Raw genomic sequence first — 25,220 nt, forward strand, 5'->3', positions numbered from 1 at the left:
TGTTGTGTGGTAACTCCAATTATAACTGAAAATAGGGGGTCATTGTTTTTTTTATTTTAAAAAGCTCTGTAACCCTTGAAAAATAAAGGGATCAAATAAAAATCAGTGTAAAATACTTTACACTAACCTCTGGTACAAGGGGGTATATAACATGAAAATACTGGCAAAATTTAATAAGAAAGATTTATGGAGCATTCCGAATATATTATGCTATATTCGGTTTTTACTAATTCCGGCTTTTGTTATTTTGTATATCAAAGCGGATGAGCCCGGTGAGTATCTGCAGGCGGCAGCAGTAGTGTTGATTTCCGGATTAACTGATTTTTTGGATGGTTTTATAGCCAGAACCTTTCACATGGTTACAGAGTTTGGGAAGTTGATCGATCCTTTGGCGGATAAACTGACACAAGCATCCTTGATTTTTGTTCTGGTTGTAAAGATTAAGTGGATGTTTTTACTGTTAATTCTATTTATAGCAATGCAGTTATTTATGCTTGGCGCCGGTATTGCTATGCTGAGAAAGGGTAAAAGATTAAACGGGGCCAAGTGGTTTGGTAAGGTATCGACTACGGTGTTTTACGCTGTTATGCTCGTACTGGTTGCAGTACCGAATTTGGAGATATCTGTTATTAATATCTTGATGCTGGTATGTGGTGGATTTTTATTGTTATCTTTTTTGCTTTATATCAGGGAATATCTTAGAATGTACCATGAGACGAAATTAGCAGAGCAGTAAGATACAAGGAGTTATATAGGAATGATTCGGACAACAAGATTAGCGAATACTAAAACTGTTGTTTCGTAGTAGAGAGGTTGATATGAATATGCATAGTTCACCGGATGTTGTATATAGTGGATATAACTTAGCGCCGATGAAGTCCGAAAGGTGCTGTCAGAATTGTAAGCACTATGCGCCTACCGACGATTTAAAAGGGAAATGTTATGAATATGAAGTACTTCCATATGCCGGTTGTAACTTTTTTGAAAAAAAAGAAAACTGATTTTAAAATACTGCCATAATGATGGCAGTATTTCTTTGTTAAACTAAAAGAGCGTAGGAAATGCTCGGAAAAGGAGAGTTCATGAAAATTCAGAGATTATTAATCATTCTGTTTTATTTATCATCCCATGATATGGTTAAGATTGATGAGCTTTGCAGACTCTTGGAGATATCCAAAAGGACTGCGTATCGTGACTTAGAGATGCTAAGGACAGCAGGTGTTGAGATTGACAGCTTCGTTGGGATGAAAGGAGGGATACGTTTATCTAAGAATTTTAACATGGATCAGCTGTTATTAGATAAAAAAGAGTGGAGAACGCTAATCTTTAACAGTTTATGTATGGGTAAGTTTGGTCAAGCTAAATTTTCATCAGAAGCAAGAGAACTCTATCGCAAGCTGTCTACACTTTTTCCTGAGATTTCATATAGCAATGAAACGCAGCCCCGGATATTAATTGATATGAGTTATAAATTCCAGGGAAATGAATTACTGCAAAAATTGAATTGCTTTGAGGAATCAATCGAAAAAGGTCATTTAATTCATATTGAATACGAGAGTCCTTTTTGCGAACATTTATCTACGGATGGGTACGTTGCACCCTATGGGTTGGTGAACAAGGTTGGATATTGGTATCTCGTCGGCTATTGTTATATTCATAATATTTTTAGAGCTTATAACTTAGCTTATATCAAAAAGGATCAGATTACCAATCTGAGTTTTATCAGGGACCCTGCGTTTTGTTTGGAAGATTTCTGGGAGAAAAGTAATCCCAGATAGGGGTCTGTACTGGCAACGGATAGTTAGATGCAATAAGGAGGATAAGATGAGAAAGAGCATATGCTTCATTCTGTTTATTACGATTGCAGTGATGGGTTTATCTGCCTGTACGAATAAGACATCAAATGAAAATTCCACAAAAGGTCAAACAGTAGTCGCAATAGATGAAAACATGAAAAAGGAAGAACAAGGTAATCAAAATGACACAGCGTTAAATGATGAACGCGGGAGCAATTCAGAAAATGATGCAGTTAAAGATGGTACGGATCGTGAGAATGCAATTGATGTAGGAACAGCTGATGGCGACGGTAATCAGGAAGAAATTATAGATAAGGAAGTGGAGACCATGGTGGAAGGGGAACGAAAAGAAATAACAGCTCGGTTGGAAACTTTTCTTGAAATGCCAAATCAAAGAGCCTTTGGTGTGGAATTCACAGAATCGGGACAGATGTATATTGTATGTGCCCCATCTGTTGGCAACGGTACCCTTTTTCGTGTATCGTCAGAAGGTGAAATGACAGAAATCTGTACAGTGGAAGGTCAATTCATAGGTCCCGGCATTGCAATCAATTCTAAGGACGAGATTTATATAACGGTTGGAAGGGCACTTAAAAAATATAGTGTGGATGGAAGCGAAGCGTTAATTTCAGAAGGCTTTAAAAATGCTTTTGATGTGACCCTAGATAAGGAAGATAATTTATATGTGGCTGATGAAACCGATGAAATCATTTATAAGATTTTACCGACCGGAGAGAAGGAAGTATTTCTGGATTTCACTCCTAAATCAGGGAGACGTTTTCAACTGGATGGTATCGAATATAGTCCCAAAGATGATTGCTTGTACATTGCCTATGGGACGAATGTCTATAAACATCCGATTACAAATACAGAAGAGGGTATCGGGGAACCTTATTATGAGGCTGAAACAGATCTTCGATGCCTAGCGATAGATACAGAGGGTAATGTGTATGTTGATACCGCTAATACGCTAATCGAGGTGGAGTATGATACATTAAATTCCAATATCTATAAGATGGAAGGCAATAGTACGAATTATATCGGATTAAATTTTGGCAAAGGGGAGTTTGGAGAAAACATCCTATATATTACAACAGAAAAAGAGATCTGCAAATTCCAAAAGTAAAGAAGTAACAGAAGTTACAAGTGATTTTTAACATGAACGCACCCCGGATGATAGATTCTATTTTTATCCTATGGGGTGCGTTTTTATATAGATAAAGCATTTTAAAACTCTCCGGTTACCGTCTTTTTTTTATGACAAGTAAAACGGTTTATCATATTATTTCTTTGGCATCATCTTTCGAATCATCTCAAACTGCATTTTTTCTTTGGGAGTAAGATTTTTAGAGATTAATTCTATCATCATATCACTTTCATCTTTTGTAAATGTCAGATCCTGCTCTTGAAGCCTTTTGTTTGTATTCATTAAAAGAGGAATTAACTTATCCATTGGTTTTCCTTCCGCTTCTTTCATTAATTCCATTAAAATAGCCAGTTTTCGGGGATCTACATTTTTCAATTTAGGATTATTCGTCCATGAGGTATCCGCCATGAAATCACTCCTAACTTAAATCAGTTTTATTATTATCATCATATGACATCGAATTGAAAAGCATGCTTAAGTTTTCGAAAGTACTTTGTTGCTCCGGTGGTATCATAGCCTTTAGCATTTCCAGCATACTTTTGTTGGAATTGCTGCCGGAACCTGACTGTGAACCAGTTTCTTTGGAAGAGCCTTTGGAAGAATCTTTTTCTTTGGCGGTTTGTTGGAAAGCAGAGGCATAATCCGAGGTATTGCTTGAAGAGCCTTCTGATACATTATCTGCTTGATCAACAGTTTGATTTGTATCCATATCAGGATTAATGTCAGATGTTGTATCCAAGTCGTCAGAATCCATAGATGACATATTATTATATGCTGCAAAGTTTTCACTGTTATCCTCATTTGGATTGCCGGCATCGGAACCTGAAGCTTTGCCAAAAATCGATTGCAGATCAGAAAAAGAAGGTCCGTTTCCATTGCCAAAAATAGAAGCAAAATCGAATCCGGAGAAATTCCCCATTACGTTCTCGGCATCGGATGCTTCGTTAACATCACCGTTAGCAAAGCCTTCAAACTCCTGCATAGCTTTCATTGCAGACATATAGGAATTGTACATCTCAAACATTCTTCTTGCATTAAAGAAACCCAGAATTCTATCAATAAATGCTCTTTCATTATCATTGCATTTCGGTCTGATACCACTTAATAACGCTTCTAAGTCGAATTTTTGGTTTTCAAAGCCACAGGCAGCCAAACTGTTTGATCTAAAACTTCGAAAGCAAGCAATTAAATCATAAAGCTTTAGCATTAATATCATAGTTGGCCTGGTTCTTGCATCAATATACGGAATTGCAGCTTCCAGTATCTCTGTTGTGTGTAGAAAATTATTGTCTGCCATAGCTTCTCCCCAATAGTGTACTCAATACAGTATATTCACCGATGGAATAATGATGCACTAATCAATGGTACAAAGCGCTATTAAGGTAGGAAGAGTTTAATATCACTAAGGTTGTTATATATCATAACTTATTTTTCACTTTGAGTACTTTCCTTTTTAATTTTCGAAATATTTAATTGTTTCTTTTAATTTATTCTTGACACTATAATTTCCATCGATTATAATCTAATTCATAATTCATACTATTCATACCAAAAAGGTATGAAATAATTTGAAAGGAGATATGAAGTCTTGAGAAGAAGAGAACGATGTTGCGGTATGGTGTAAAAACGGAATGGTAATGAAGGAAAAAACGAAAGGATTATATTACGAAAGGTAGAAAAAACATGAGAAAAATTTTAAGCGTTTTATTAATTACAGTAGTTATTGTATCTTTGCTTGGTGGATGCTCTTCATCAAATAAAAAAGATTCTGGCAATGGACCGATTAAGATTGCAGTGGCATTCCCGATGACCGGGGATAATGCAGAATACGGAAAGAGCTTTTTGTTGGCAGCGCAGATTAAAGTAGATGAATGGAATGCAAATGGTGGCGTTTTAGGGCGTAACATTGAATTGGTGAACTATGATGATAAAAATTCCGGTGAAGAAGCAGCCTCCATAGCTCAAAAAATTGTAAGTAATCCCGAGATCATTGGTGTATTGGGGCATTTCTCATCAGGGGTAAGTATGGTAGCTGCCCCTACCTATGAGGAGAATAAGGTGATAGAGATTTCCAATACAGCATCTCATCCGGATTATTCTTCTATAGGTAAGTATATTTTTAGAAACAACTCTGTTATTAGTAGTGAATTTAAAGTGATTGAAGATATAATTACCAATGATCTATCATTAACCAAGGTTGGAATTGTAGCAATAAAGACGGATTGGGGTACAACCGCCGGAGCTATTGCAGCTGATATGATTAAAAATAATCCTGGACTTGAATTAGTAGCACAGGAAGAGGTTCTGGAAGGATCCGATGATTATAGTCTGGCAATTGCTAAGCTTCAAGAAGCTGGAGCAGAAGTGGTAATCAGTGTAGGTATGTATTCCCTGATTGCTCCTTTAGCAAAGCAGTATAAAGCCGTTGATCCGGATATCCAGGTAATCGGGTTATCCAATGCATATGCTCAACAGTTAATTGAACTTGGTGGCGAAGCAGTGGAAGGTATTATATTCCCTGTAAGTTTTTATGCAGATTCCGATGAGGAAGCAGTTAAGCAATTCGTTACTGCGTATGTAGAAGAATTTGGTAGTGAGCCCTCAGCTTTGGCAGCGCAAGCTTATGACTCTATTGGTATTCTCTTAGAAGCAGTAAAGCAAAACGGCTCATTGGATAAGGAAACGCTTAGAGATACATTAAATTCAATTACCTATCAAGGAATTACCGGTGAAACTAAATTCGATGAAATCGGAGATGCCACGAAAGAATATACAAAACTAATTGTTAAGGATGGAAAATTCGTTCGTTATAATGGTAAAGCTGCCCAGTAATTCTTAGGCACAAACGATAGCCATCATAAAGGAGCTTAGATATGATTTTACAACAGATTTTCAATGGCCTATCTTTAGGAATGGCATACGCCCTGATTGCAGTGGGATATTCCCTTGTATTTGGTATACTGCGTTTGGTAAATTTCTCTCATGGTGCAGTATATGCCTTTGGTGCCCATGCTGTTATATTCTTTATAGGATATCATTTTGGATTAATACCGGCAATCTTACTGGGGGTTTTACTAACAGGTGCTCTTGGAGTTTTAATTGACAGGGTGGCGCTATATCCCCTTAGAAAGAAAAAATCCCCAGGAATTTCATCCTTAATAACGACAATCGGAATCTCCTATATTATACAAAACCTTTTGATGATGGGATTTGGTAGTGAGAAAAAGCCATTTCCGAAGTTATTTGATAATCGTATTGTTCATATCTTGGGTGCCAGGATTAGTACCATGCAGATTATCATGTTCGTGACATCGGTTATCTTACTGGCGATACTTACTTTTCTGATTAAGGGTACGAAAATCGGGCTGGCTATGCGGGCAGTGGAGCAAAATGAAAAAAACGCGGGATTAATGGGTATTAATACGAATTTTATCATTGCATTTACATTTTTTCTTGGAGGGATATCCGCAGCCATCGCCAGTGTGCTGATCAGCGGATATTATGAGATATTATATCCTACAATGGGCTTTATGGTAGGTCTAAAAGCTTTTGCTGCTGCGGTTTTAGGTGGTATTGGAGTTTTGCATGGTGCAATCGTTGGAGGCCTGGTTATTGGTGTATCGGAGGGACTGGCTGCAACTTGGTTTGGATCTCAGTATCGGGATTCCGTTGCATTTATTATCTTAATTATTGTATTAATCGTTCGACCGGCAGGCTTATTTGGACGGAAAGGGATTGAAAAGGTATAAGATATGGAGAAAATTAGGACTGGTATAAATCGATTAACCGAAGGGTTTAGCTACTTAGAAACGAATGTGTATAAATACAGAATTATCTTATATGCCGGTGGCTTATCTTTATCTATGCTATTACCTGTGTTTGGTTTCTCACAATATATGACACGAATCTTTATTATGATAGGGATTTATACGATGTTAGCCTTAGGATTGAATATTCTGACAGGCTATACCGGCCTTGTATCCCTAGGGCACGGAGGTTTTTTTGCAATTGGCGCTTATACTACTGCGATATTAATGCTACGATTTCAGATGAATTTTCTGATTGCGGTAATGATAGCGATGGTCTTTACCGGAATATGCGGTTTGCTCCTAGGCTTACCGACGCTCCGGTTAACGGGTACCTATCTATCTATTGTAACCTTGGGCTTTGGTGAGATTGTCAGAATGGTCATTATGAATTTTGATACGGTTACCAATGGAACTTTAGGTATTCGAAATATTCCCAGACCATCATTTTTTGGATTTGAATTAACTTTGGCAAATCATGGATTGTTCTATCTTATGCTGGTTTTGCTTATCCTTGTTACTTATGTTTGTATAGGAATACAAAACTCCAATATGGGACGAACATTACGGGCAATCAAGGCCGACGAACTTGCGGCAGTTATGATGGGAATCCGTTCATCAAGATATAAGGTAGGAGCGTTTGTCGTTTCTGCGGTACTAACCGGTCTGGCTGGGGGTTATTATGCATCTCTTGTGTCTTATATTGATCATAATTCCTTTACCTTTGATGTGTCGATTATGATATTAAGTATCGTTATACTAGGTGGTATGGGTACCATTCGTGGAATGTTTTTGGGCGCAGCTATTTTAGTAGCATTTCCGGAGGTTGCCAGACCGCTTATGGAATGGCGTTTTGTTGTATATGGTTTAGTTTTGATTTTGATGATGCGTTTTAAGCCACAGGGTTTATTGGGGTGGCGATCAAGATTGCCATACAAAATTCCGGTTCTAAAACGTTCTCAAACTTATCGGGAAGAAAAGGAAGCCAATAGGAGGGGGCGATAACTATGGCATATCTTGAAGTAAATAAAATCAGCATTCGTTTCGGCGGACTTACTGCCATCGATAAGTTTGACTTTAAGGTTGAAAAAGGGCAGATTGTGAGTATTATAGGACCTAATGGTGCCGGAAAAACAACAGTATTTAATATTCTTAGCGGTATCTATAGAGCAGCGGAGGGAGAAATAACTTTTGATGGGAGAAATCTTAAGGATAAGTCCCCTCAGGAAATTGTCAGTTTAGGAATGGCAAGAACTTTTCAAAACATCCGCCTGTTTTACGATATGAGAGTGATTGAAAACGTATTGATAGGTACTCATATACGGACCGGATATCGTTTTCTTGACGGTTTGTTTCGTACAAAGCGCTTTCACCTTGAAGAAGGTGAAAAGATAAGATATGCGGCTGATTTACTAAAAACAGTTGGATTGGAGAAGAGAATTCATGATTATGCGGATAATCTTCCTTACGGCGAACAGCGTAAGCTTGAAATTGCCCGAGCTATAGCAACCGGAGCAAGACTTTTGCTATTAGATGAGCCGGCTGCCGGTATGAATCCGCAGGAATCGGAAGAGCTTCGACAGTTTATTCTACAACTGAAAAACCAGGGATACACCATATTGTTGATAGAACATGATATGAATGTAGTGATGAATTTATCTGATTATATTTATGTATTAGACTATGGCAAAAAGATTGCGGAAGGTAAACCTCAGGAAATATTAGAAAATCAGCAGGTTGTTGCGGCTTACCTTGGTGAAGGCGAGGTGGAGTAATGAGTCTTTTAAAGGTAGAGAACCTCTATACAAACTATGGACGAATAACGGCATTAAAAGGAATCAATCTGGAGTTACAGGAAGGAGAAATCATAAGCCTGATTGGAGCTAACGGCGCAGGTAAATCCACTCTTTTGGCGTCTATCACCGGTACCGTTCCTGTAGCGAAGGGTAAGATCATATTTGACAAAAAAGATATAACCCATCATAGACCGAATGATATTGTTAAATTAGGGATTAGTTTATCAATGGAGGGCAGAGGCGTTTTTCCAAGGCTAACCGTAGAAGAAAATCTGTTACTGGGAGCATATACCAGAAAAAATAAATCTGAGATAACAACTACAATAAGTGAAATGTATGAAATGTTTCCGCGACTGGCACAAAGAAGAAAGCAATTAGCAGGCACCATGTCAGGGGGAGAACAGCAGATGTTAGCAATTGCCAGAGCATTGATGAGTAAGCCGAGGCTATTGTTATTGGATGAGCCCTCCCTGGGATTGGCACCAAATCTCGTGAAAATCATTTTTGACATGATTAAAGATATTAACCGGAAGGGAATCAGTATCTTATTGATTGAGCAGAATGCCAATATGGCAATGCGTATCTCCAACAGATCCTATGTGTTGGAAAACGGTCAGGTGAAATTGCATGGTCATTCCAAAGAGCTTATGAATAACAAGGAAGTAAGAAAGGCGTATTTGGGTGAAATCATTGATCCGGCAGTGAGCAAAAAGGTGATTCAATCCTTAGCTTCTTCGAATTTATAGCCTGATTCAAATGGAGTTTGTACCAGCTATGTTATCTAAAAGCTGGACAAATATGCCGGGGTGTGCATGAATAACTAACTAGAAAGAAGTTAACAAAATACAATTTCAGCATATCAGTTTACTATTATCAAATGAGAACTCAAATGATGTTGAAAATTATGTTAGTGGATTTAACGCTGCATTATTATCACATATAAAAAAGGAGATAAAACTATGATTAATAATAAAAAAACAGAGCAGGGAGCTCACATTGAAGAATTACGATCAGCAATTGAACATCGTGCTACCTGGTTCGCCTTATTAGTAGAGGAAGCAAGAAAAAGGGGATTAGATCTTTCCTTTGCAAGGGATGCTATCTATCGTTGTGGAGCTTTTCACGGTGAAAGCAAATTACCTAGAACGGATGACTTAGGTGTATTTACCGATGCATTTTTAACTGAGAATATTAAGAAGATATTTGAGATGGAGACAGAGGTTACCAAAGATCAATTAACGGTTACTTTTCATTATTGTCCTCTGGTGGCTGCATGGCAAAAGCTTGGTGTTTCAGAGGAAGATATTGCAGAGTATTGTGATATCGCTATGGATGGTGACCGTGGAATTGTCAGTACCTATGAAAATTTTGAATACCGTCTGGGGGATACCATTGCGAAAGGCTGTAATTCCTGTCAGTTATTTGTAACTAAGAAAAAGGATAGTCAGGATAAATAATAAAACTTGAGCGAAGCCTTTTTTAAGCAAGGAAATACAACAATTGGATGAATTAGCAGGAAAGGGCTTTTTCAAAATAGTTAAAAGGGGAATATGATTTTACCGTAATGAACTGTTTGACAGACATGTTGCTGATTTTGTTATGTCTAGTGCGAACAGAAGTATTCGAACAAGGCATACAAAATCGAAAATATGTCCATCAATCTGTGTGTGAGGTAAATTATATTCCCATTGTTTATTTTGAAACAGCCCCTTCCTGTTTTATTAATATTACATTAAGTCAGATGCAATATTAGCTATGAAAAATTTGAACAATCAATGATCTAAACATTAAATTATTCCTTTCATTCCCAGACTAACTTTAGGGCAGATGAATTTTTAAGCATATTTGAGTAAATTTATTTATAATCACTGAGATAGTATACTGTCTAACATTTTCATATACTTCGATTGCTTTTTGTTATCCTGCTTTTCAACCCTATTATGTAACATCGTCTCCAGATACGGTAGAGAAACCGGCAGGTATTTTTCAATTTGTTTTAGATAATCTTTTGAAAAAAATTCCTTGCTACCAAGAATAGAGGTAAATATTAACTGATAACAATTCATTAATACAAAATCTTTAAAAATATCATTTTCTGATTGATAAGAAGCCATAAGATGATAGATAAAGTGTAACATCTTATTAACGAGCTTTTCTTCCTGTTTTGCATGTAAATCTACAGTAAATACCGTCTGATAACCATTGCTACTGTCTTCCTTAATATCTTGCAGATCATCCGCTAATTGAAGGAAAAAACCAAATCCCAGATAAAAGATAAGATCCTTATCGGTGACTTCTTTATTCACTAAAAAGCGGTCGATTAAAACAGATATACCCCCTTTGTAAAGAGAGATATCAAGTCTTTGCTCCCCAGATAATAAAATATTCTTTTTTTGCTGCCGAAGACTTTCTTCCTGAGCCTCTAACATCGTGAGCAGCAAAGTATAAACGGTGGTATCCTTCTCCCTCGGATATTCATCCTCTATCGCTTGCAGTAGGTCACAGGTTTTCCTATGGTGCTCATTGTGAGGATGCACCGGTTTTCCCTCAAGTTTATGCCTGATCAATTGATTGTATTCGGCTTTTTCATTATCTGTTAAATTGATACTGTCAATATAGTTATCCGTAAAGGGATAAAGCATGCTATATCCAAATCCGGGCTTAGAAAAGCCTGTTTTTACCTGATGAATTTCTTTAAACATAGCATAGACAATATAATTTCTGAGGGCTTGGCCAATCTCCTCAAAAGTTAACTTTGGAGCAAACCTTCTGGCGTGTTGAAGAAAGTCTTTGACTTCCGTATAAAATTGGTCGATTGTAGGTTCATCCATAGCCCTGTGGATTCCAAGAACAGTTTCTTTATTCAGTATAGTTATGATCAATCGTAAGGTTTTCTGATTCCAACGCTTCCGCCCTATGGGTAAACGGGGAAATTTTTGAAAGTGTGCTTGAAACTCAGTGAGAATATTATTTACATATGCTTCGTTCTGCATTTTTGTCTCATAGGATATCTCGGGTAGAAAATCAGGAAAACTGTCATCGGTCGATAGCCACTCATTTTTTATTATTGTAAGGCATATATCTTGGATTGTATTTTTATCAATTCGCATAGACTTATTCTCCCGTTAATGTATTATTTTAAAGATTTAATATCGTAATTGTTTTAGCATCATATACGATTAGACCTTCATCTCTCATCTTGGATAGCTCTCTGGATAGGGAGGTCCTTTGAACACCGATTTTTTCAGCCAGTTCTTTTTTTGTTATATTAAGCTTAATCTGCCTGGATTTTTGCATTTTACATTCGTATGTTAGATAATTTATGATGCTTTCTCTTATTGTTTTATTGACATAGTGTTTTATCTTATCTCCAAGCATATAAACATGATCGGCAACTAGCTCCAGATATGTTCTAAGAAATTTCTTGTGTTTACATAATAAATCAAAAAGCGTCTCTTTATCAATCTCCAATATAACCGAAGGAGAGCGGGTAGAAATCGTCATGGGATAGTACGCGTTGCTTGAGAATAGGAGATTTCCACCTAGGATATTGTCACTATAGAACATAGAAATCGTTAAAAGATCTCCCGATTCACTTATTCTTTCGACAGCTACTTTACCGGAGAGAATGACTTCCAGTTTATTGCAGTGTTCTCCGTCAAAATGAACGATACTGTTTTTTTTATATTTTATTACTTTAAACTTTCCCGAGAAAAGACTGCTTTTAATGTCTTCATCCGGTAGATGTTTTAATAGGGTGGTTTCTTTGATTTGATCTATATGGTTCATAAAGAATTCTCCTTTGTGTTACATAGGTAACACCTTTTTTCTTATTATATCGATATAATTCAGATATATCAAGTGAAGGAGGTGCAAAATGGATATATTTACAATGGTCTTTTGGGCTATTGCAGTTCTACTATTTCTCACATCTATTATCAGATCTAAGAAAAATACGTTGGAAGCCATGAAAAAATCCAAAAGTATGATGGGAGGCATGTTGGGAGAGATTGTTGCCATTATATTGTTAATTGGTCTTGTACTAACTTTTATACCACCTGAGTTAGTGAAAAAAGTATTAGGTACATCCAATACCTTTGTTTCATCTGTTGTAGCGGCAATCATAGGAAGCATAACATTAATTCCTGCCTTTGTAGCATTTCCACTGGTAGGCTCTTTGGTAGATGTCGGAGCAAGTATTATACCGGCAGTCGCATTCTTAACCACCCTTACTATGGTGGGAGTTGTTACATTTCCCCTGGAAAGAAAGGAATTTGGTACAAAATTTGCATTTACCAGAAATCTGTTAAGCTTTGGCTTTGCCATAGTGATTGCATGGGTGATGGGAGGTCTGTTATGATGTGTAGCAAATTAAAGAAGAATAAGCTTTTTATCATGATAGGGCTGTTATATATAGGTTTACTTCTTGTAAACCCAGGCAAAGCCTTAGAGGCGTTCAATAACAGTATTTATTATTTGAAGGAAATGTTTATCATCCTTCCGGTTATCTTTTTATTGACGGTAGCGATAGAAGCTCTGATTCCTAAGTCCGTTATTATAAAAAGCTTTGGTAAAAATTCAGGGTTAAAGGGAAATTTTCTGGCATTTTTACTGGGCAGTTTATCAGCAGGACCAATCTATGCGGCGTTTCCAATCGGCAAAACATTACTCTCGAAAGGGGCAAGTATATCAAACATTGTAATAATTCTTAGCTCTTGGGCAGTAATAAAAGTTCCGATGCTTGCCAATGAAGCCAAGTTTCTGGGGGTTGACTTTATGCTTATAAGATGGTTACTAACTGTTGTAGCTATCTTGTTAATGGCATATATCACGGCATTCATTCTTAAGAAAAAGGAATTACAAGCCCATAATGACAACGATGAAAATACAAATAGCTTAATGATTAAACAGGAATATTGTATCGGATGTGGTTTGTGTGTAAGAATGCTACCTGAGATGTATAAGATGAAAGAGGGAAAAGCGGTTGTGGCTGTTACTTCCATGGAAGAAGAAAGCGTGGAAGAGATTCATAAGACAGTCCAGAAATGTCCGGTAGGAGCAATACAGTATACATCAAAGATAGAACAGAATTAAATTACAACTAAAAATCAAAATATATCATAAATTTGGAGGTTAATAGATGATAGAGAAAATATATACACTCTCATTGAATAGTAGTAATAAAGAGGTGAAAAAGGTTATATTAGATGATAACCTACACTATATCCATATGGTTTTCCCGAAAGGAGAGGGCCTTCCTGAGCACTTTTCTAATTCTAATGTATATATGACAGTGATACAAGGGGTATTATCCATTGGATTGAATGATCAGGAGATTCACGAATATAAGGCAGGCAATGTATTGAAAATTCCAAAGGATACGAAAATGAATGTCAAGAACCTGCATGAAAATATGCTAAAGCTAATCGTAGTAAAAGCTCCTGCACCGAGTTATTAATTTTTCATATGGTGATTATAAGGGGATGTTTATCCTATCAAAGCTACAAATATAAAATCTATCTTTATTATGGAGGAGCTGTCTCACTTATCGCACTTTTATTCGATATTATTCATTTTTATGAATCAAATAATTTCTTAAGTGCTATAGAATTAATAATATGCGACAGCTCCGCTATTTACATTAAGTACTCACGCATCAAGATAGCTTGCTTGGCGTAAGTATATATTTCTACATCCTTAACTAGGGTAGTTTAAGTTGACATCTTCAATCTTATAGAGAACCTCATCTAAAAATCGTTTTGCATAATGCTTTGCCAGGTCCAGATTCATATCCGAATAATTACCGCAGTTCACAGCGGTTGCACCGGGAATATCTCCTTCAAAGTCTCGAATAAATTCAAACATCTCAATCATCAAAGGAAGGATATCTTTGGATTGATAATCGCCCCCCAGTAAAAGATAGAACCCGGTACGACAGCCCATGGGACCAAAATAAATGGTCTTATCTGCATAGGTTTCATGATTTCTTAAATAAGTAGCTGCAAGATGCTCTATGGTGTGCATCTCCCCTGTCAGCATCACCGGTTCAAAATTAGGTCTTGTCATACGAATATCAAAGGTGGTTATGATTTCATTTCCAAGCTTATCTTTACGGGATACGTAGACTCCTCTCAGTAATTTCATATGGTCAATCGTAAAACTTGCGATCGGCTTCATTCATTTCACCGTACCTTTCAATTAGATTTTTATTTTATTATAGGTATTGTATTTTTTATTATAGCATACTTAATGTTGGTATGGTACAGGAATTAAATCTGTTACAATTCAATCACAAAATTTATATTAATAAAGCTTTTAATTTATTACGCAAAAGAAAATAATGGAATGAAATAGAAATAATTTACTCGAAAAATGTAATATATTGACTAATATGTAACATACTGGTATATTAATAGTATTAAGTAGTTGGATTTTACTATGAAGCATGAATGGGGTTTTGATTGAAGTAGAAAAAGGGGATAATCACTTGAGAATCGGAATATGTGATGATGAAGATATAATAAGAAGTGAAATAAGTCGTTTATGCAGGAAGTTTCATGAGTTAAGCCTTATAAAATATGATCTGGTAGAGTTTTCATCAGGAGAAGAGTTGTTAGATTATAAGGGGACGATAGATATTCTGTTTCTGGACATCCAGATGAAGGGTATGAACGGAATGCAGACGGCAAAAAAGATAAGAGAAAGTGACGATAGTATCTATATCATTTTCCTAACCGGTTACCGCTCTTTTATGCAAGAGGGTTACAAAGTAAGAGCTTTTCGTTACCTGATAAAGCCCTTGAAGGAAGACCAGTTTCAGATAACCTTTAGTGAAGTATTACAGGATTTTTCTAAAAACTTTAAGGCAATTTTAGGAAAGGAAGGAAAAACCTATTATATTAAACTAAAGGATATTTTATATATAGAGTATGCCAATCGGTCTTCTCTGGTCAGGACAAGACACTCTTGTTATGAAAGCATCTTGACAATGTCGGAATGGGAAAGCTTACTTGGAACAGGGGATTTTTATCGTGTACATAAAGCTTTTATTGTAAATATGCAATATGTAGAACAGATTGATAAAACAATACTCATGGATAATGGGGAGAAAGTGGAAGTGGCTCTTCGGAAAATTCCTAAATTTAAGAAGGCTTGTAAAGAATTTAGAAAAAGAAACGCAGGATAAGGTGGATACTATGGGGTATAGTCTATGGAATTTGTTATTCGTATATATGATTGAAATGCTTAAATTTGCTCTTGTATTATGGGGGGTTATAGGTTTTAAGCTAAAAAAGAATAAAATTACTTACTCGGTAGTTTTGTTACCCCTATTGTTTATTGTTTTTGTAGCGATATTTGATGAATCCGATATGGTGGATATATTAGGAACAATTGTTCCGATCCTGATTATCATTACAATCTCATTTATTTTTCAGGGAAAAATGATAAAAAAGCTATTATATACGATATTAATACATTTCTGTATCATTTTCTTTGATATGTGTATTACAGGAGTAATGTCACTTTTCTTTCATATTACTTTGGCTGAAATCACAGAACATCCTGTGCTTAACATTCTTGCCATATCTTTTAATATTATAACCTTTAGTGCAATCACATTGTATCGAAAGACGCATAAACTACCTGATTTTCATATTTCAAAAAGAATTTATGCTTTAATTTTTGCCGGTGTATGTACTGGTATATTTTTTGTTGGAAGCCTCATGATTACCAATCTTCCGGGAGCAGGAGATAATGTTCGAAAAGCTGCTCTAATATCTATGATTATTGTAAGTGTAGCTAATTTTGGCGGTTCCTTAATGCTTGTTTATATAACCAGATCCAGAGATAACTACAGGGTTCTTTCACAGATAAATCAAGAGGTGGCCGAAGCACAACAAAGATATTATCTTATGGTAAAGGAGAAACAGCATGAGATACGGAGTATCCGACATGAAATGAAAAATCATATTACCTGCATCGATGCTTTGTATAGAAACAATCAACTACGGGAAATGCATGAATATATCAAACAGGTGATTGACCAAACCGACACCCTGGATGAGTTATTTGATACGGGCAATGGGATCGTGAATGCGATATTAAATGATGCTCAGAGCAGATACTATAAAGAGGGCATCAATATTAAGTTAACCGGTACATTTCCCGATGAATTATATATTGCCTCTATGGATTTGTGTGTAATATTTGCCAATGCAGTTACGAACGCAGTCGAAGCAATTAAAAAGATAAAAAAAGAAGAAAAGAATATGAGTGATATCTGTATCAAAATCGGAAGTTTTAAAGAGGATTTATTTATCGATATATCCAACCCGATTGGTGAAAAAGTTAAAGTAACGGAGGGCAAATTAAAAACTTCTAAAAAGGACAAAAACCATCACGGATTTGGTACAGCTAATATAAGGCAAAGAGTAGAGAAGTATAGTGGATCTGTTAAATTTGATAGCGATAAAGAGATGTTTTATGTACATATCCATATGATTAATAAACAGGTAAAAACAGAATAAATACGGACAGGATTTTCAGAAATAAGTCGTTTATACAGGAAAATCGAACGTTCATGTCACGGCCTATTGAAAGGACTATGTTTACATGTTATATATGCATTGTAAACATAGTCCTTTCAAATGTAAAGGAGGTGTGTTATGGGTGGTTCAATTTTTTTTGCATACTACTGGCTTAGCAAGTTATTTTCCTAGTTGATTTTTACATAAAGTTAAAGTATGTGTTGGGGAATATATACTTTATTTTTCAAGGTCTCTTTAATAAGCGGATGCTTGGGATTGTACATCAATTCCAAGCATTTATGCGCTAAGTATGAAACCTCGGTTAAACAGATGATTTTGGGATTGATCAGGACTAATACCAAGATTGAAGGATCAGTGCTTGTAGATAATGGGGAGAGCGTCGTTTTAATTCATGGAAAGAAAGGAGAGGGTTTTATCAATTTACTTAAAGTATTTATAAAATTAACTCTGAAAAAGAACATAAAAAGTTATATTAACTGTAGTTTAATTCTACTGGCAGCAGTGTTTTTAATTGTAATCTTTACCGGATTAAGTGACAATCTGAAGAACCAATATACGGATACACACTTAACATCCTTTTATCTTTCTTATAAATTTAGCGGCTTTCAGATTGTGTTTAATACAGCCGCTGTATTATTCGTAATGTATCAGTATTATAAGATTATGACAAAAAATATATTGGATTATAGTATCATCAAAGCTCTCGGAGCATCCAAAAATATACTTAGGGGTCTGATTATGCTACAAACGCTTCTTTTACTAGTATTGACGGTTCCCTTTGGATTATTCTTGGGTGTTTTATCTGCGGAGTTTATTCAACATCTGATTAAGGAGTTTTCGTCCTTGGAACATTGTTATAACTTAAATCTTTTATCCTCCGGTTTACCGTTGGCAGCTGCTGTTTTAGTCAGTACAAGTATAATAGCAGGAGTAATTACCATATATAGCATTGAGAAAAGACTGCCATCGCAGATACTTAAGGATCAAAAACCAGTTCCATTGCTTTGAGAAGGGGTGGAGATTATATGATAGCAGTGAAAGCGGATAAGGTAAATAAAAGGTTTTATCAGCATAACAAGTGGCATACGGTAATTGCCGATTGTAGTTTTGAGGTTGAACAGGGTGAATTTATTGTAATTACCGGGAATATTGGTTCGGGAAAAAGCACTTTGCTTCAACTACTTGGCGGTTTGGACCGGCCTGACAGTGGAAAGATCTATCTTGGTGATAAGGAACTTTCCCTATTAAACGGGTCGGATTTAGCTTCAATCTATCGAAAGGATATTGGTTATGTATATCAAAATTATAATCTGCTATCTGGATTAACTGTGTATGAGAATATCATTATGTCGACCATACTAAACCATTGTCGTTATGATAAAGATTATCTTCTGGAATTAGTTAGCAGATTGGAGATTTCAGATGTACTATATCATAATTCCAGAAATCTTAGGAATGAACAAAAACAATGTGTAGCTATATGTCGTGCATTGATCAATCGGCCGCAGATTATCCTTGCGGATGAACCCACAGGTAATTTGGGTGAACACTTGAAAAGAGAGGCTCTGGATTTGTTGTTGGAATATATTCATCAATATCAAAGAACGTTAATTATGGTTACGAATGATCCGGAGATATTGATTTTTGCAGATAATATATTTGAGCTTAATAATGGTCAAATAACTGTCACAAAAGAAAAATGTAAAAAACGCCATATTTTATTGTGTTAGGGGGGGCCCCGGAAGGTAGATAGGATTGAATAACCTTCCGGGGAATTTTTTATGTTATAGGATCGGGTTGACATTTGATGAAGAAAGAGGCATTATATTCATAATGAAGAACTGCCGATGGCTTATGATAGAATAGTTATCGTATTGGCGGTTATTCAAATACGAAGAATAAGGACAGAGATGTACATGTATGATAGTATAATATTCGACTTGGATGGAACTTTGTGGGATTCAACGAATGAAGTAGCAATCGCCTTCAATAAGGTGCTGGAAGAAAAATATCCTGAAGTTACGGACGAAGTAACAGGGGATATATTAAAGGGGTTATTTGGACGACCTTTGGATGAAATTGCAATCAAATTATATCGTAGTGTTTCTGAGGAGCATGCCATAAAAGTGATGGAAGATTGTTGTGTATATGAATGTAAGTACTTAGCCGAGCACGGAGCGAACCTTTATGCTGGCGTAGAGAATATTCTTAAGGAACTTCATAAAAGCTATAAGCTTTTTATAGTAAGTAATTGCCAGGAGGGATATATACAATGCTTTTTTCAGGCACATCCACAATTGGAAAAGTATTTTATTGATTATGAATATCCGGGAAGAACTGGTAAGTCAAAAGCGGAGAACATCCGAAGGGTGATAGAAAGAAATCAGTTAAAGGCACCTATCTATGTTGGAGATACGCAGGGAGATGCAAATGCTGCGAAGGAAGCAGGAATACCATTTATTTATGCAAGATATGGGTTTGGTAAGGTAGAGGAATATCTTCGTTATGTGGATTCTTTCTCTGAATTACCGGATATTATAAAGTAAACATTGACATTTGCTATCTTTCTTAATATATTGGAAGGGTATATTAAATTTGGTATTAATTGCAAGCATAAATCATATCTTAAGGATTTATATATGTTTTTTTAATTAAATTCATCACACGATTAATATTAGCTGCAGTGTGAATGTAATAGGAAAGGTTTGGTGCGATTATGTTAGACGGAAAGAAATCAATATTTTCGGGAATGCAGGCAACAGGAACCCTGCAAATTGGTAATTATCTCGGCGCTTTAAAAAACTGGGTTCAACTTGAGGATGAATATGAATGCTTTTATTGTGTTGTAGATATGCATTCCATTACGGTTAGACAGGATCCGGCAGAGCTTCGTAAAAAGGCGAGAGCTCTTTTGACCTTATACATTGCCGCGGGATTAAACCCCGATAAGAACTGTATTTATTATCAGTCCCATGTATCTGCACACGCTGAACTCAGCTGGATATTGAACTGTTATACTTATATGGGTGAGTTAAACCGTATGACACAATTTAAGGATAAAGCAGCAAAGCATTCAGAGAATATTAATGCCGGTCTGTATACTTATCCGGTACTTATGGCAGCAGATATTCTTTTATTCCAATCGGATCTTGTACCCGTAGGATCAGACCAAAAACAGCATCTGGAAATCACGCGGGATATTGCGGAACGTTTTAATGGAATCTATGGAGATGTATTTACGATTCCGGAACCGTATATCGGCAAGACCGGAGCCAGAATAATGAGCCTTCAGGAACCTACAAAAAAGATGTCTAAATCGGATGAAAATGTCAATGCAAGTATCTATCTGACGGATGATCCGGATACCATTATCCGTAAGTTCAAAAGAGCGGTGACTGATTCGGACAATGAAATTCGTTATTCTAGAGAGGATAAACCGGGAATTAGTAATTTGATTGATATTTATGGTGCGGCAACCGGAAAATCGGTTGCAGAGATTGAAAAAGAGTTTAACGGTATTGGATACGGTGATTTTAAATTGGCTGTTGGTGAGTCTGTTGTAAGTATGCTGAAGCCAATTCAGGATAGATTTGATGAGCTTAGCAAGGATAAAGCTTACATTGATGGGATAATTAAGCAGAATGCGGAAAAAGCTAATTATTATGCCAATAAAACCTTACGCAAGGTTCAGAAAAAAGTTGGTTTTCCTGAAAGGATAAGATAATTTAGCGGTGGCGAAAGGATATTAGCATATGAAAATTGTATTTTTAGAGACCGATACCTTGGGTGATGATGTGGATTTATCCCCTTTTGATCAGTTGGGAGAGGTATTAAAGTATCCCTGTTCCGATCCGTCTTTGGATGCAAAACGCATTGATGATGCGGATATCATAATTGTTAATAAGGTTCCCATGAATGAAAAGACATTAGGCAATGCTGATAAGCTGAAGCTGATATGTATAACGGGAACCGGAACCAATATTGTGGATTTTGATTATACTAAACGACGTAATATTGCAGTGGCGAATGTAAAAAGCTATTCTACGAAATCGGTGGTTCAACACACGTTTGCTCTGTTCTTCTACCTATACGAAAAGCTCAGTTATTATGATCACTTCGTCAAGTCAGGTGAGTATATCCGTTCTGATGTATTCAGTCATTTTGTTATGAAGTTTCATGAGCTGTCCGGTAAGACATGGGGTATTGTCGGTCTGGGTGAGATTGGGAGAGGAGTGGCTGAGGTAGCAAAGCTCTTTGGATGCAAGATAATATATTATTCTACCTCAGGAAAAAATGATAATTCGAATTATGAAAAGGTGGATTTGGACACCTTATTAAGAACCTCTGATATCGTCTCCATCCATGCTCCTTTAAACAGTGATACCAGAGATTTGATTGGTGAGACTGAGCTTAAGAAGATGAAGAAAAGTGCAGTACTTTTGAATTTGGGAAGAGGCCCGATTATCAATGAACTGGCGCTGACAAAAGCTTTAAAGGAGGATACCATAGCAGCGGCAGGATTGGATGTAATATCTGTTGAGCCTATGGCGGCAGATAATCCGTTGATGGAGATACAAGACAGTACAAAGCTTATTATTACGCCGCATATTGCATGGGCTACCGTTGAGGCCAGACAAAGGGTAGTAGAAGAGGTATATCAAAATATTATAGCCTTTAACAAGGGTGAGAAAAGAAACATTGTAAATATGTAAGAGCGAAGTTTTTAACGGTAAAGATCTGCTGCAAAATAAAAAACAAGGGGTGAGTCATATTCCTTGCTATCTGTTTTGCAGCAGATCTTTTGTAGATGAACCTATATCATTCCGATTTATACTAGCTCTCATAAAGGGTCTTGTTGCAAAATTAATAAGTCATATCCCTTACCAGATAAATTTTGTAACAAGACCCTTACATATTATTCGCTTTTTACCTCATTCCATTTATCGATGTACATAGATTCTACTTCTTCTCCAAGGTAACGGAAGGTTTTACAACGATTAAGAATTTCCTCATCCGGGAATGCTGCAGTATTATTCTTGATATCTTCATCTTCTATCATATTCCTTGCGGCAGCATTCGGGGTTGAATAAGTTATGTACTCGAAGTTTTTATATGCGATTTCCGGATCACACATAAAATTGATGAATGCTTCTGCATTTTCTTTGTTTTTGCTGTTTTTGGGGATTACCCAACCATCAATCCATACGTTGGAACCTTCCTTAGGAACAACATATTCCAGATCTGAATTTTCTCTATGGGTATAGATGGCTTCGCCGGAATAAATCACACCCAGTGCAGCCTCTCCACCGATCATTTTATCCCTAACCTGATCTACAACATAAGCCTGTACCAAGGGATATTGTCCCTTAAGCAGGGCCTTAGCTTCTTCTACTTCATTTTCATTCGTTGTGTTAAGATCATAACCTAGATATGTTAGTGCAATTCCAAAAGCATCCCGTACGCTGTCTATCATTAAAATATTACCGGAATATTTTTCATCAAACAAAACACCCCAGCTGTCAATTGGCTCTTCTACCATAGTTTTGTTATAAAGAATTCCGACCGTTCCCCAACAATAAGGCACACTGTATTTGTTACCCGGATCGAATTCTTCTGCACTTTTTAGATATGCCGGATCAATATTTTTGATGTTTGGAACATTGTCAAAATTAATCTCAGCTAACAAATCTGCTTCAATCATTTTCTGGATCATGTAATCAGAAGGGCACACTACATCATATTTCACAGCCCCGGACTCTACCTTTGGATACATATCTTCGTTTTGCTCGAACTCCTCATATACCACCTTAATTCCGGTTTGTTCTTCAAACAGATCAATTACATCGGGGTCAATATATTCACCCCAATTGTAGACATATACCTTTTCACCGCCCTTACTGCCGCAGCCGGTTATCAGGCCTATGACAAATACTACCACTAAAATAAATCCTATTTTTTTCATCCTAATCCTCCATTCTTTTCGGAGGATTTCTCCTCCATTCTTTTCGGAGGATTTCTCCTCCATTCTTTTCGGAGGATTTCTCCTCCATTCTTTTCGGAGGATTTCTCCTCCATTCTTTTAGAAGGATTTCTCCTCCATGTTTTTTGTGAGGAAACCTCCTCAGTTTAGTGAAGGAGTAACCTCCTTGCTTTTGAAAAAGGGGATGTTGTAAAATGAATATGCTGCGAGTCATACTTCTAAAATATTCATTTCTCCAACAACACCTTTCTAAACAAACTTTTATTTTACCTTAACGTTTATGCTTTTCTTACCGGAGCTTTTTTTTCAGCGTTTCTTCGGTTGATTAAAATCAATAAAATCAACACAGTGATAAACATCAGAGTTGATAGGGCATAAATTTCCGGTTTGATTCCTTTACGGACTTCCGTATATATCTTGGTCGATAAGGTATTAATCTCAGGACCTTTTGTAAAGTGTGTAATAACAAAGTCATCCAGGGACATAGTAAAAGCCAGGAAGAAACCGGATAACACTCCTGGAAAAATATCAGGTAGGATAACCTTGAAGAATGCATAGACCGGAGAGGCCCCTAAATCAAGGGCTGCCTCAAAGGTGTGAGGGTTTAACTGTTTTAGCTTTGGCATTACACTTAGTATTACGTAGGGTATATTAAAGGTTATATGAGCCATTAAAACACTGGAGAAACCTAAGGTATATCTTAGTGCTACAAAGATTAACATTAGTGAAATACCGGTTACTATATCAGCGTTAAGCATGGGTATATTCGTGATTCCCATCATTATCATTCTTGGAGTCCGTTTCATACTGTTCATGGCGATTGCTGCAGTAGTACCGATAATCGTAGCAATAAGTGCAGATAACAATGCTATGATTAAAGTGGTATAAAGAGCGTTCATTATTGCTTCATTTTGAAATAGTTCACGATACCAATGTAGTGTAAAGCCCCCCCATTTTGCTCTGGATTTTGATTGATTAAAGGAGAGGGTAATTAAAATTAATATGGGAGCATACAAAAAAAGTATAATTAATCCAACATAAAAGCGTTCTAGGTATCTCTTTACCATATGTTATTCCCCTCACTTTCTTTATCATATTTTGAGAGGATGGCCATGCTTAATAAGATGAATATCATCAAGACTAAGGATAAGCCGGAGCCTGTATTCCAATTTCCTAAGCGAAATTGCTGCTCTATTACATTGCCTATTAAAACAATCTTACTACCACCCAATATGGTGGATATTACAAAGGTAGTAAGAGAGGGTACGAACACCATGGTTATCCCACTGATTACTCCGGGAAGGCTTAAAGGTAGTATAATTTTACCAAAGGTCTGTCTGGAATTTGCTCCTAAATCTCTGGCGGCATTTATGATATCTTTATCAATTTTGATTAGAACATTATATATAGGAAGTACCATAAAGGGTAAAAAGTTATACACCATACCAAGAACAATCGCAGAGGGGGTATTGATAATATTTAAAGTTGGCAGATGAAAAAATTGTAGGAAAGTGTTAATGATGCCGGTTCTTTCTAGTATATTCTGCCAAGCGATCGTTCGAAGAAGAAAATTCATCCACATGGGAAGAATGATAATTAAAACGATAAAACTGTTACTTTTCATCTTAAACTTACTTAATATCAGAGCCAGCGGATATGCTAAGATTAGGCATATCAAGGTACTGGTCAACGAAAGCTCTAAGGCTAAAAATAAAGCCTTTTTATGTACCGGATTTAAAATCAGAGAAATATTTTCTAAAGTGAATCGACCCTCATCATTGGAAAGACCATAGAAAATAATCATAAATAAGGGTATGATGATAAAGCCTGCCATCCACAGTATATAGGGATAGGAAAGCCATTTGACCTTATTGGTCTTGGATATCTGAAGACCGGTATCACTTGCCGGTACCTTTACAGCGCGGGTAGATGATATATTCTTAATTCTCATTCCAATGATCGTTTAATCCGCTTCATTTAATTGGATTAATTCCTTTCTTAATCTATTTCTTCTTTTCCTTATTGCAAAGATTATAATGTCTCAAGGTAGTTATTAAGTTATAGTTATTTAAGTGTAGTAGGGATAAGTACGTGCAGTCATAGTATACAATATTCAGACTATTACGCGCACAGATAGAAATTGTCT

General features: G+C 36.4%; 26 protein-coding genes and 2 pseudogenes. 20 read left to right on the forward strand and 8 right to left on the reverse strand.

The window, feature by feature from the left end; translation table 11 throughout:
- The first annotated feature begins 151 nt into the window (after positions 1-151).
- From I5677_RS14810 to I5677_RS14825, 4 genes are all read left to right on the forward strand, one after another.
- Complete coding sequence (locus tag I5677_RS14810; protein WP_197662426.1) at positions 152-736, forward strand: CDP-alcohol phosphatidyltransferase family protein; 585 nt, start codon at positions 152-154, stop codon at positions 734-736.
- Between the two features lie 82 nt (positions 737-818).
- Entirely contained in the window at positions 819-1,001 is a 183-nt protein-coding gene (locus I5677_RS14815; RefSeq protein ID WP_197662427.1) for a hypothetical protein, read from the forward strand.
- 81 nt (positions 1,002-1,082) lie between these two features.
- Complete coding sequence (locus I5677_RS14820; protein WP_197662428.1) at positions 1,083-1,778, forward strand: helix-turn-helix transcriptional regulator; 696 nt, start codon at positions 1,083-1,085, stop codon at positions 1,776-1,778.
- Between the two features lie 46 nt (positions 1,779-1,824).
- On the forward strand, positions 1,825-2,922 hold the full coding sequence (locus I5677_RS14825; protein ID WP_197662429.1) for an NHL repeat-containing protein: 1,098 nt from the start codon (positions 1,825-1,827) through the stop codon (positions 2,920-2,922).
- 156 nt (positions 2,923-3,078) lie between these two features.
- Here I5677_RS14825 and I5677_RS14830 read toward each other — a convergent pair whose 3' ends face one another.
- Together I5677_RS14830 and I5677_RS14835 are read right to left on the reverse strand one after the other, a co-directional pair.
- On the reverse strand, positions 3,079-3,351 hold the full coding sequence (locus tag I5677_RS14830; RefSeq protein ID WP_197662430.1) for a hypothetical protein: 273 nt from the start codon (positions 3,349-3,351) through the stop codon (positions 3,079-3,081).
- A gap of 10 nt (positions 3,352-3,361) precedes the next feature.
- The gene (locus tag I5677_RS14835; protein WP_197662431.1) at positions 3,362-4,240 is read right to left on the reverse strand and encodes a hypothetical protein; all 879 of its coding nucleotides are present in this window, start codon (positions 4,238-4,240) and stop codon (positions 3,362-3,364) included.
- A gap of 386 nt (positions 4,241-4,626) precedes the next feature.
- Here I5677_RS14835 and I5677_RS14840 point away from each other — a divergent pair, with 386 nt between their 5' ends.
- The 6 genes from I5677_RS14840 to I5677_RS14865 all read left to right on the forward strand — a co-directional run bounded on the left by I5677_RS14840 (position 4,627) and on the right by I5677_RS14865 (position 10,002).
- A complete protein-coding gene (locus tag I5677_RS14840; protein WP_197662432.1) occupies positions 4,627-5,775 on the forward strand; it encodes an ABC transporter substrate-binding protein in 1,149 nt (382 codons plus the stop codon).
- A gap of 41 nt (positions 5,776-5,816) precedes the next feature.
- Positions 5,817-6,692 carry a branched-chain amino acid ABC transporter permease gene (locus I5677_RS14845; protein WP_197662433.1) on the forward strand — a complete coding sequence of 292 codons (876 nt, stop codon included), beginning with the start codon at positions 5,817-5,819 and terminating at the stop codon, positions 6,690-6,692.
- Between the two features lie 3 nt (positions 6,693-6,695).
- Positions 6,696-7,754 (forward strand): branched-chain amino acid ABC transporter permease, encoded by a 1,059-nt coding sequence (locus tag I5677_RS14850; protein WP_197662434.1) that lies wholly within the window; start codon positions 6,696-6,698, stop codon positions 7,752-7,754.
- A 2-nt stretch (positions 7,755-7,756) separates the two neighbouring features.
- Positions 7,757-8,524 carry an ABC transporter ATP-binding protein gene (locus I5677_RS14855; RefSeq protein WP_197662435.1) on the forward strand — a complete coding sequence of 256 codons (768 nt, stop codon included), beginning with the start codon at positions 7,757-7,759 and terminating at the stop codon, positions 8,522-8,524.
- Positions 8,524-9,291, forward strand: coding sequence for an ABC transporter ATP-binding protein (locus I5677_RS14860; RefSeq protein WP_197662436.1), 768 nt, complete (start codon positions 8,524-8,526; stop codon positions 9,289-9,291). The genes I5677_RS14855 and I5677_RS14860 overlap by 1 nt, the downstream gene beginning before the upstream one ends.
- Positions 9,292-9,504: 213 nt before the next feature.
- Complete coding sequence (locus tag I5677_RS14865) at positions 9,505-10,002, forward strand: L-2-amino-thiazoline-4-carboxylic acid hydrolase (protein ID WP_197662437.1); 498 nt, start codon at positions 9,505-9,507, stop codon at positions 10,000-10,002.
- Between the two features lie 408 nt (positions 10,003-10,410).
- Here the strand turns inward: I5677_RS14865 and I5677_RS14870 are convergent, their stop codons facing one another.
- Entirely contained in the window at positions 10,411-11,655 is a 1,245-nt protein-coding gene (locus I5677_RS14870; RefSeq protein WP_197662438.1) for a hypothetical protein, read from the reverse strand.
- 28 nt (positions 11,656-11,683) lie between these two features.
- A complete protein-coding gene (locus I5677_RS14875) occupies positions 11,684-12,334 on the reverse strand; it encodes a Crp/Fnr family transcriptional regulator (protein WP_197662439.1) in 651 nt (216 codons plus the stop codon).
- Between the two features lie 88 nt (positions 12,335-12,422).
- Between I5677_RS14875 and I5677_RS14880 the strand changes: the two genes are divergently transcribed.
- From I5677_RS14880 to I5677_RS14890, 3 genes are read left to right on the forward strand one after another with little or no spacing between them, the layout of a single operon-like run.
- Positions 12,423-12,905 (forward strand): permease, encoded by a 483-nt coding sequence (locus I5677_RS14880; RefSeq protein ID WP_197662440.1) that lies wholly within the window; start codon positions 12,423-12,425, stop codon positions 12,903-12,905.
- Positions 12,902-13,639 (forward strand): permease, encoded by a 738-nt coding sequence (locus tag I5677_RS14885; RefSeq protein WP_197662441.1) that lies wholly within the window; start codon positions 12,902-12,904, stop codon positions 13,637-13,639. The genes I5677_RS14880 and I5677_RS14885 overlap by 4 nt, the downstream gene beginning before the upstream one ends.
- A 46-nt stretch (positions 13,640-13,685) precedes the next feature.
- The gene (locus I5677_RS14890; protein ID WP_197662442.1) at positions 13,686-14,003 is read left to right on the forward strand and encodes a cupin domain-containing protein; all 318 of its coding nucleotides are present in this window, start codon (positions 13,686-13,688) and stop codon (positions 14,001-14,003) included.
- 239 nt (positions 14,004-14,242) lie between these two features.
- On the opposite strand, the gene I5677_RS14895 is transcribed toward I5677_RS14890, so the two are convergent.
- The gene (locus tag I5677_RS14895; protein WP_197662443.1) at positions 14,243-14,722 is read right to left on the reverse strand and encodes an S-ribosylhomocysteine lyase; all 480 of its coding nucleotides are present in this window, start codon (positions 14,720-14,722) and stop codon (positions 14,243-14,245) included.
- A 310-nt stretch (positions 14,723-15,032) separates the two neighbouring features.
- Between I5677_RS14895 and I5677_RS14900 the strand changes: the two genes are divergently transcribed.
- The 7 genes from I5677_RS14900 (at position 15,033) to I5677_RS14930 (ending at position 21,806) form a co-directional block, all read left to right on the forward strand.
- Positions 15,033-15,731, forward strand: a complete 699-nt coding sequence (locus I5677_RS14900; RefSeq protein ID WP_197662444.1) for a LytR/AlgR family response regulator transcription factor — start codon at positions 15,033-15,035, stop codon at positions 15,729-15,731.
- A 10-nt stretch (positions 15,732-15,741) separates the two neighbouring features.
- On the forward strand, positions 15,742-17,073 hold the full coding sequence (locus I5677_RS14905) for a sensor histidine kinase (RefSeq protein WP_197662445.1): 1,332 nt from the start codon (positions 15,742-15,744) through the stop codon (positions 17,071-17,073).
- A 336-nt stretch (positions 17,074-17,409) separates the two neighbouring features.
- A complete protein-coding gene (locus I5677_RS14910) occupies positions 17,410-18,102 on the forward strand; it encodes an FtsX-like permease family protein (protein ID WP_197662446.1) in 693 nt (230 codons plus the stop codon).
- 17 nt (positions 18,103-18,119) lie between these two features.
- Positions 18,120-18,824, forward strand: coding sequence for an ABC transporter ATP-binding protein (locus tag I5677_RS14915; RefSeq protein WP_197662447.1), 705 nt, complete (start codon positions 18,120-18,122; stop codon positions 18,822-18,824).
- A 117-nt stretch (positions 18,825-18,941) separates the two neighbouring features.
- The gene (locus I5677_RS14920) at positions 18,942-19,640 is read left to right on the forward strand and encodes an HAD family hydrolase (protein WP_330617938.1); all 699 of its coding nucleotides are present in this window, start codon (positions 18,942-18,944) and stop codon (positions 19,638-19,640) included.
- Positions 19,641-19,810: 170 nt separating this feature from the next.
- Entirely contained in the window at positions 19,811-20,818 is a 1,008-nt protein-coding gene (gene trpS / locus I5677_RS14925; protein ID WP_197662448.1) for a tryptophan--tRNA ligase, read from the forward strand.
- A gap of 28 nt (positions 20,819-20,846) precedes the next feature.
- Positions 20,847-21,806: a D-2-hydroxyacid dehydrogenase gene (locus I5677_RS14930; RefSeq protein WP_197662449.1), complete on the forward strand. Its 960-nt coding sequence runs from the start codon at positions 20,847-20,849 to the stop codon at positions 21,804-21,806.
- A 203-nt stretch (positions 21,807-22,009) separates the two neighbouring features.
- Here I5677_RS14930 and I5677_RS14935 read toward each other — a convergent pair.
- The 3 genes and pseudogenes from I5677_RS14935 to I5677_RS14945 all read right to left on the reverse strand — a co-directional run.
- A pseudogene (locus I5677_RS14935) lies at positions 22,010-23,038 on the reverse strand (ABC transporter substrate-binding protein); the annotation flags it as partial.
- Positions 23,039-23,361: 323 nt separating this feature from the next.
- A pseudogene (locus I5677_RS14940) lies at positions 23,362-24,141 on the reverse strand (ABC transporter permease); the annotation flags it as partial.
- Positions 24,135-24,908, reverse strand: a complete 774-nt coding sequence (locus I5677_RS14945; protein WP_243456619.1) for an ABC transporter permease — start codon at positions 24,906-24,908, stop codon at positions 24,135-24,137. The pseudogene I5677_RS14940 and the gene I5677_RS14945, both read right to left, overlap by 7 nt.
- Positions 24,909-25,220: the final 312 nt, after the last annotated feature.

It is taken from the genome of Mobilitalea sibirica (genome assembly GCF_015999265.1).
GTDB lineage: Bacteria > Bacillota > Clostridia > Lachnospirales > Lachnospiraceae > Mobilitalea > Mobilitalea sibirica.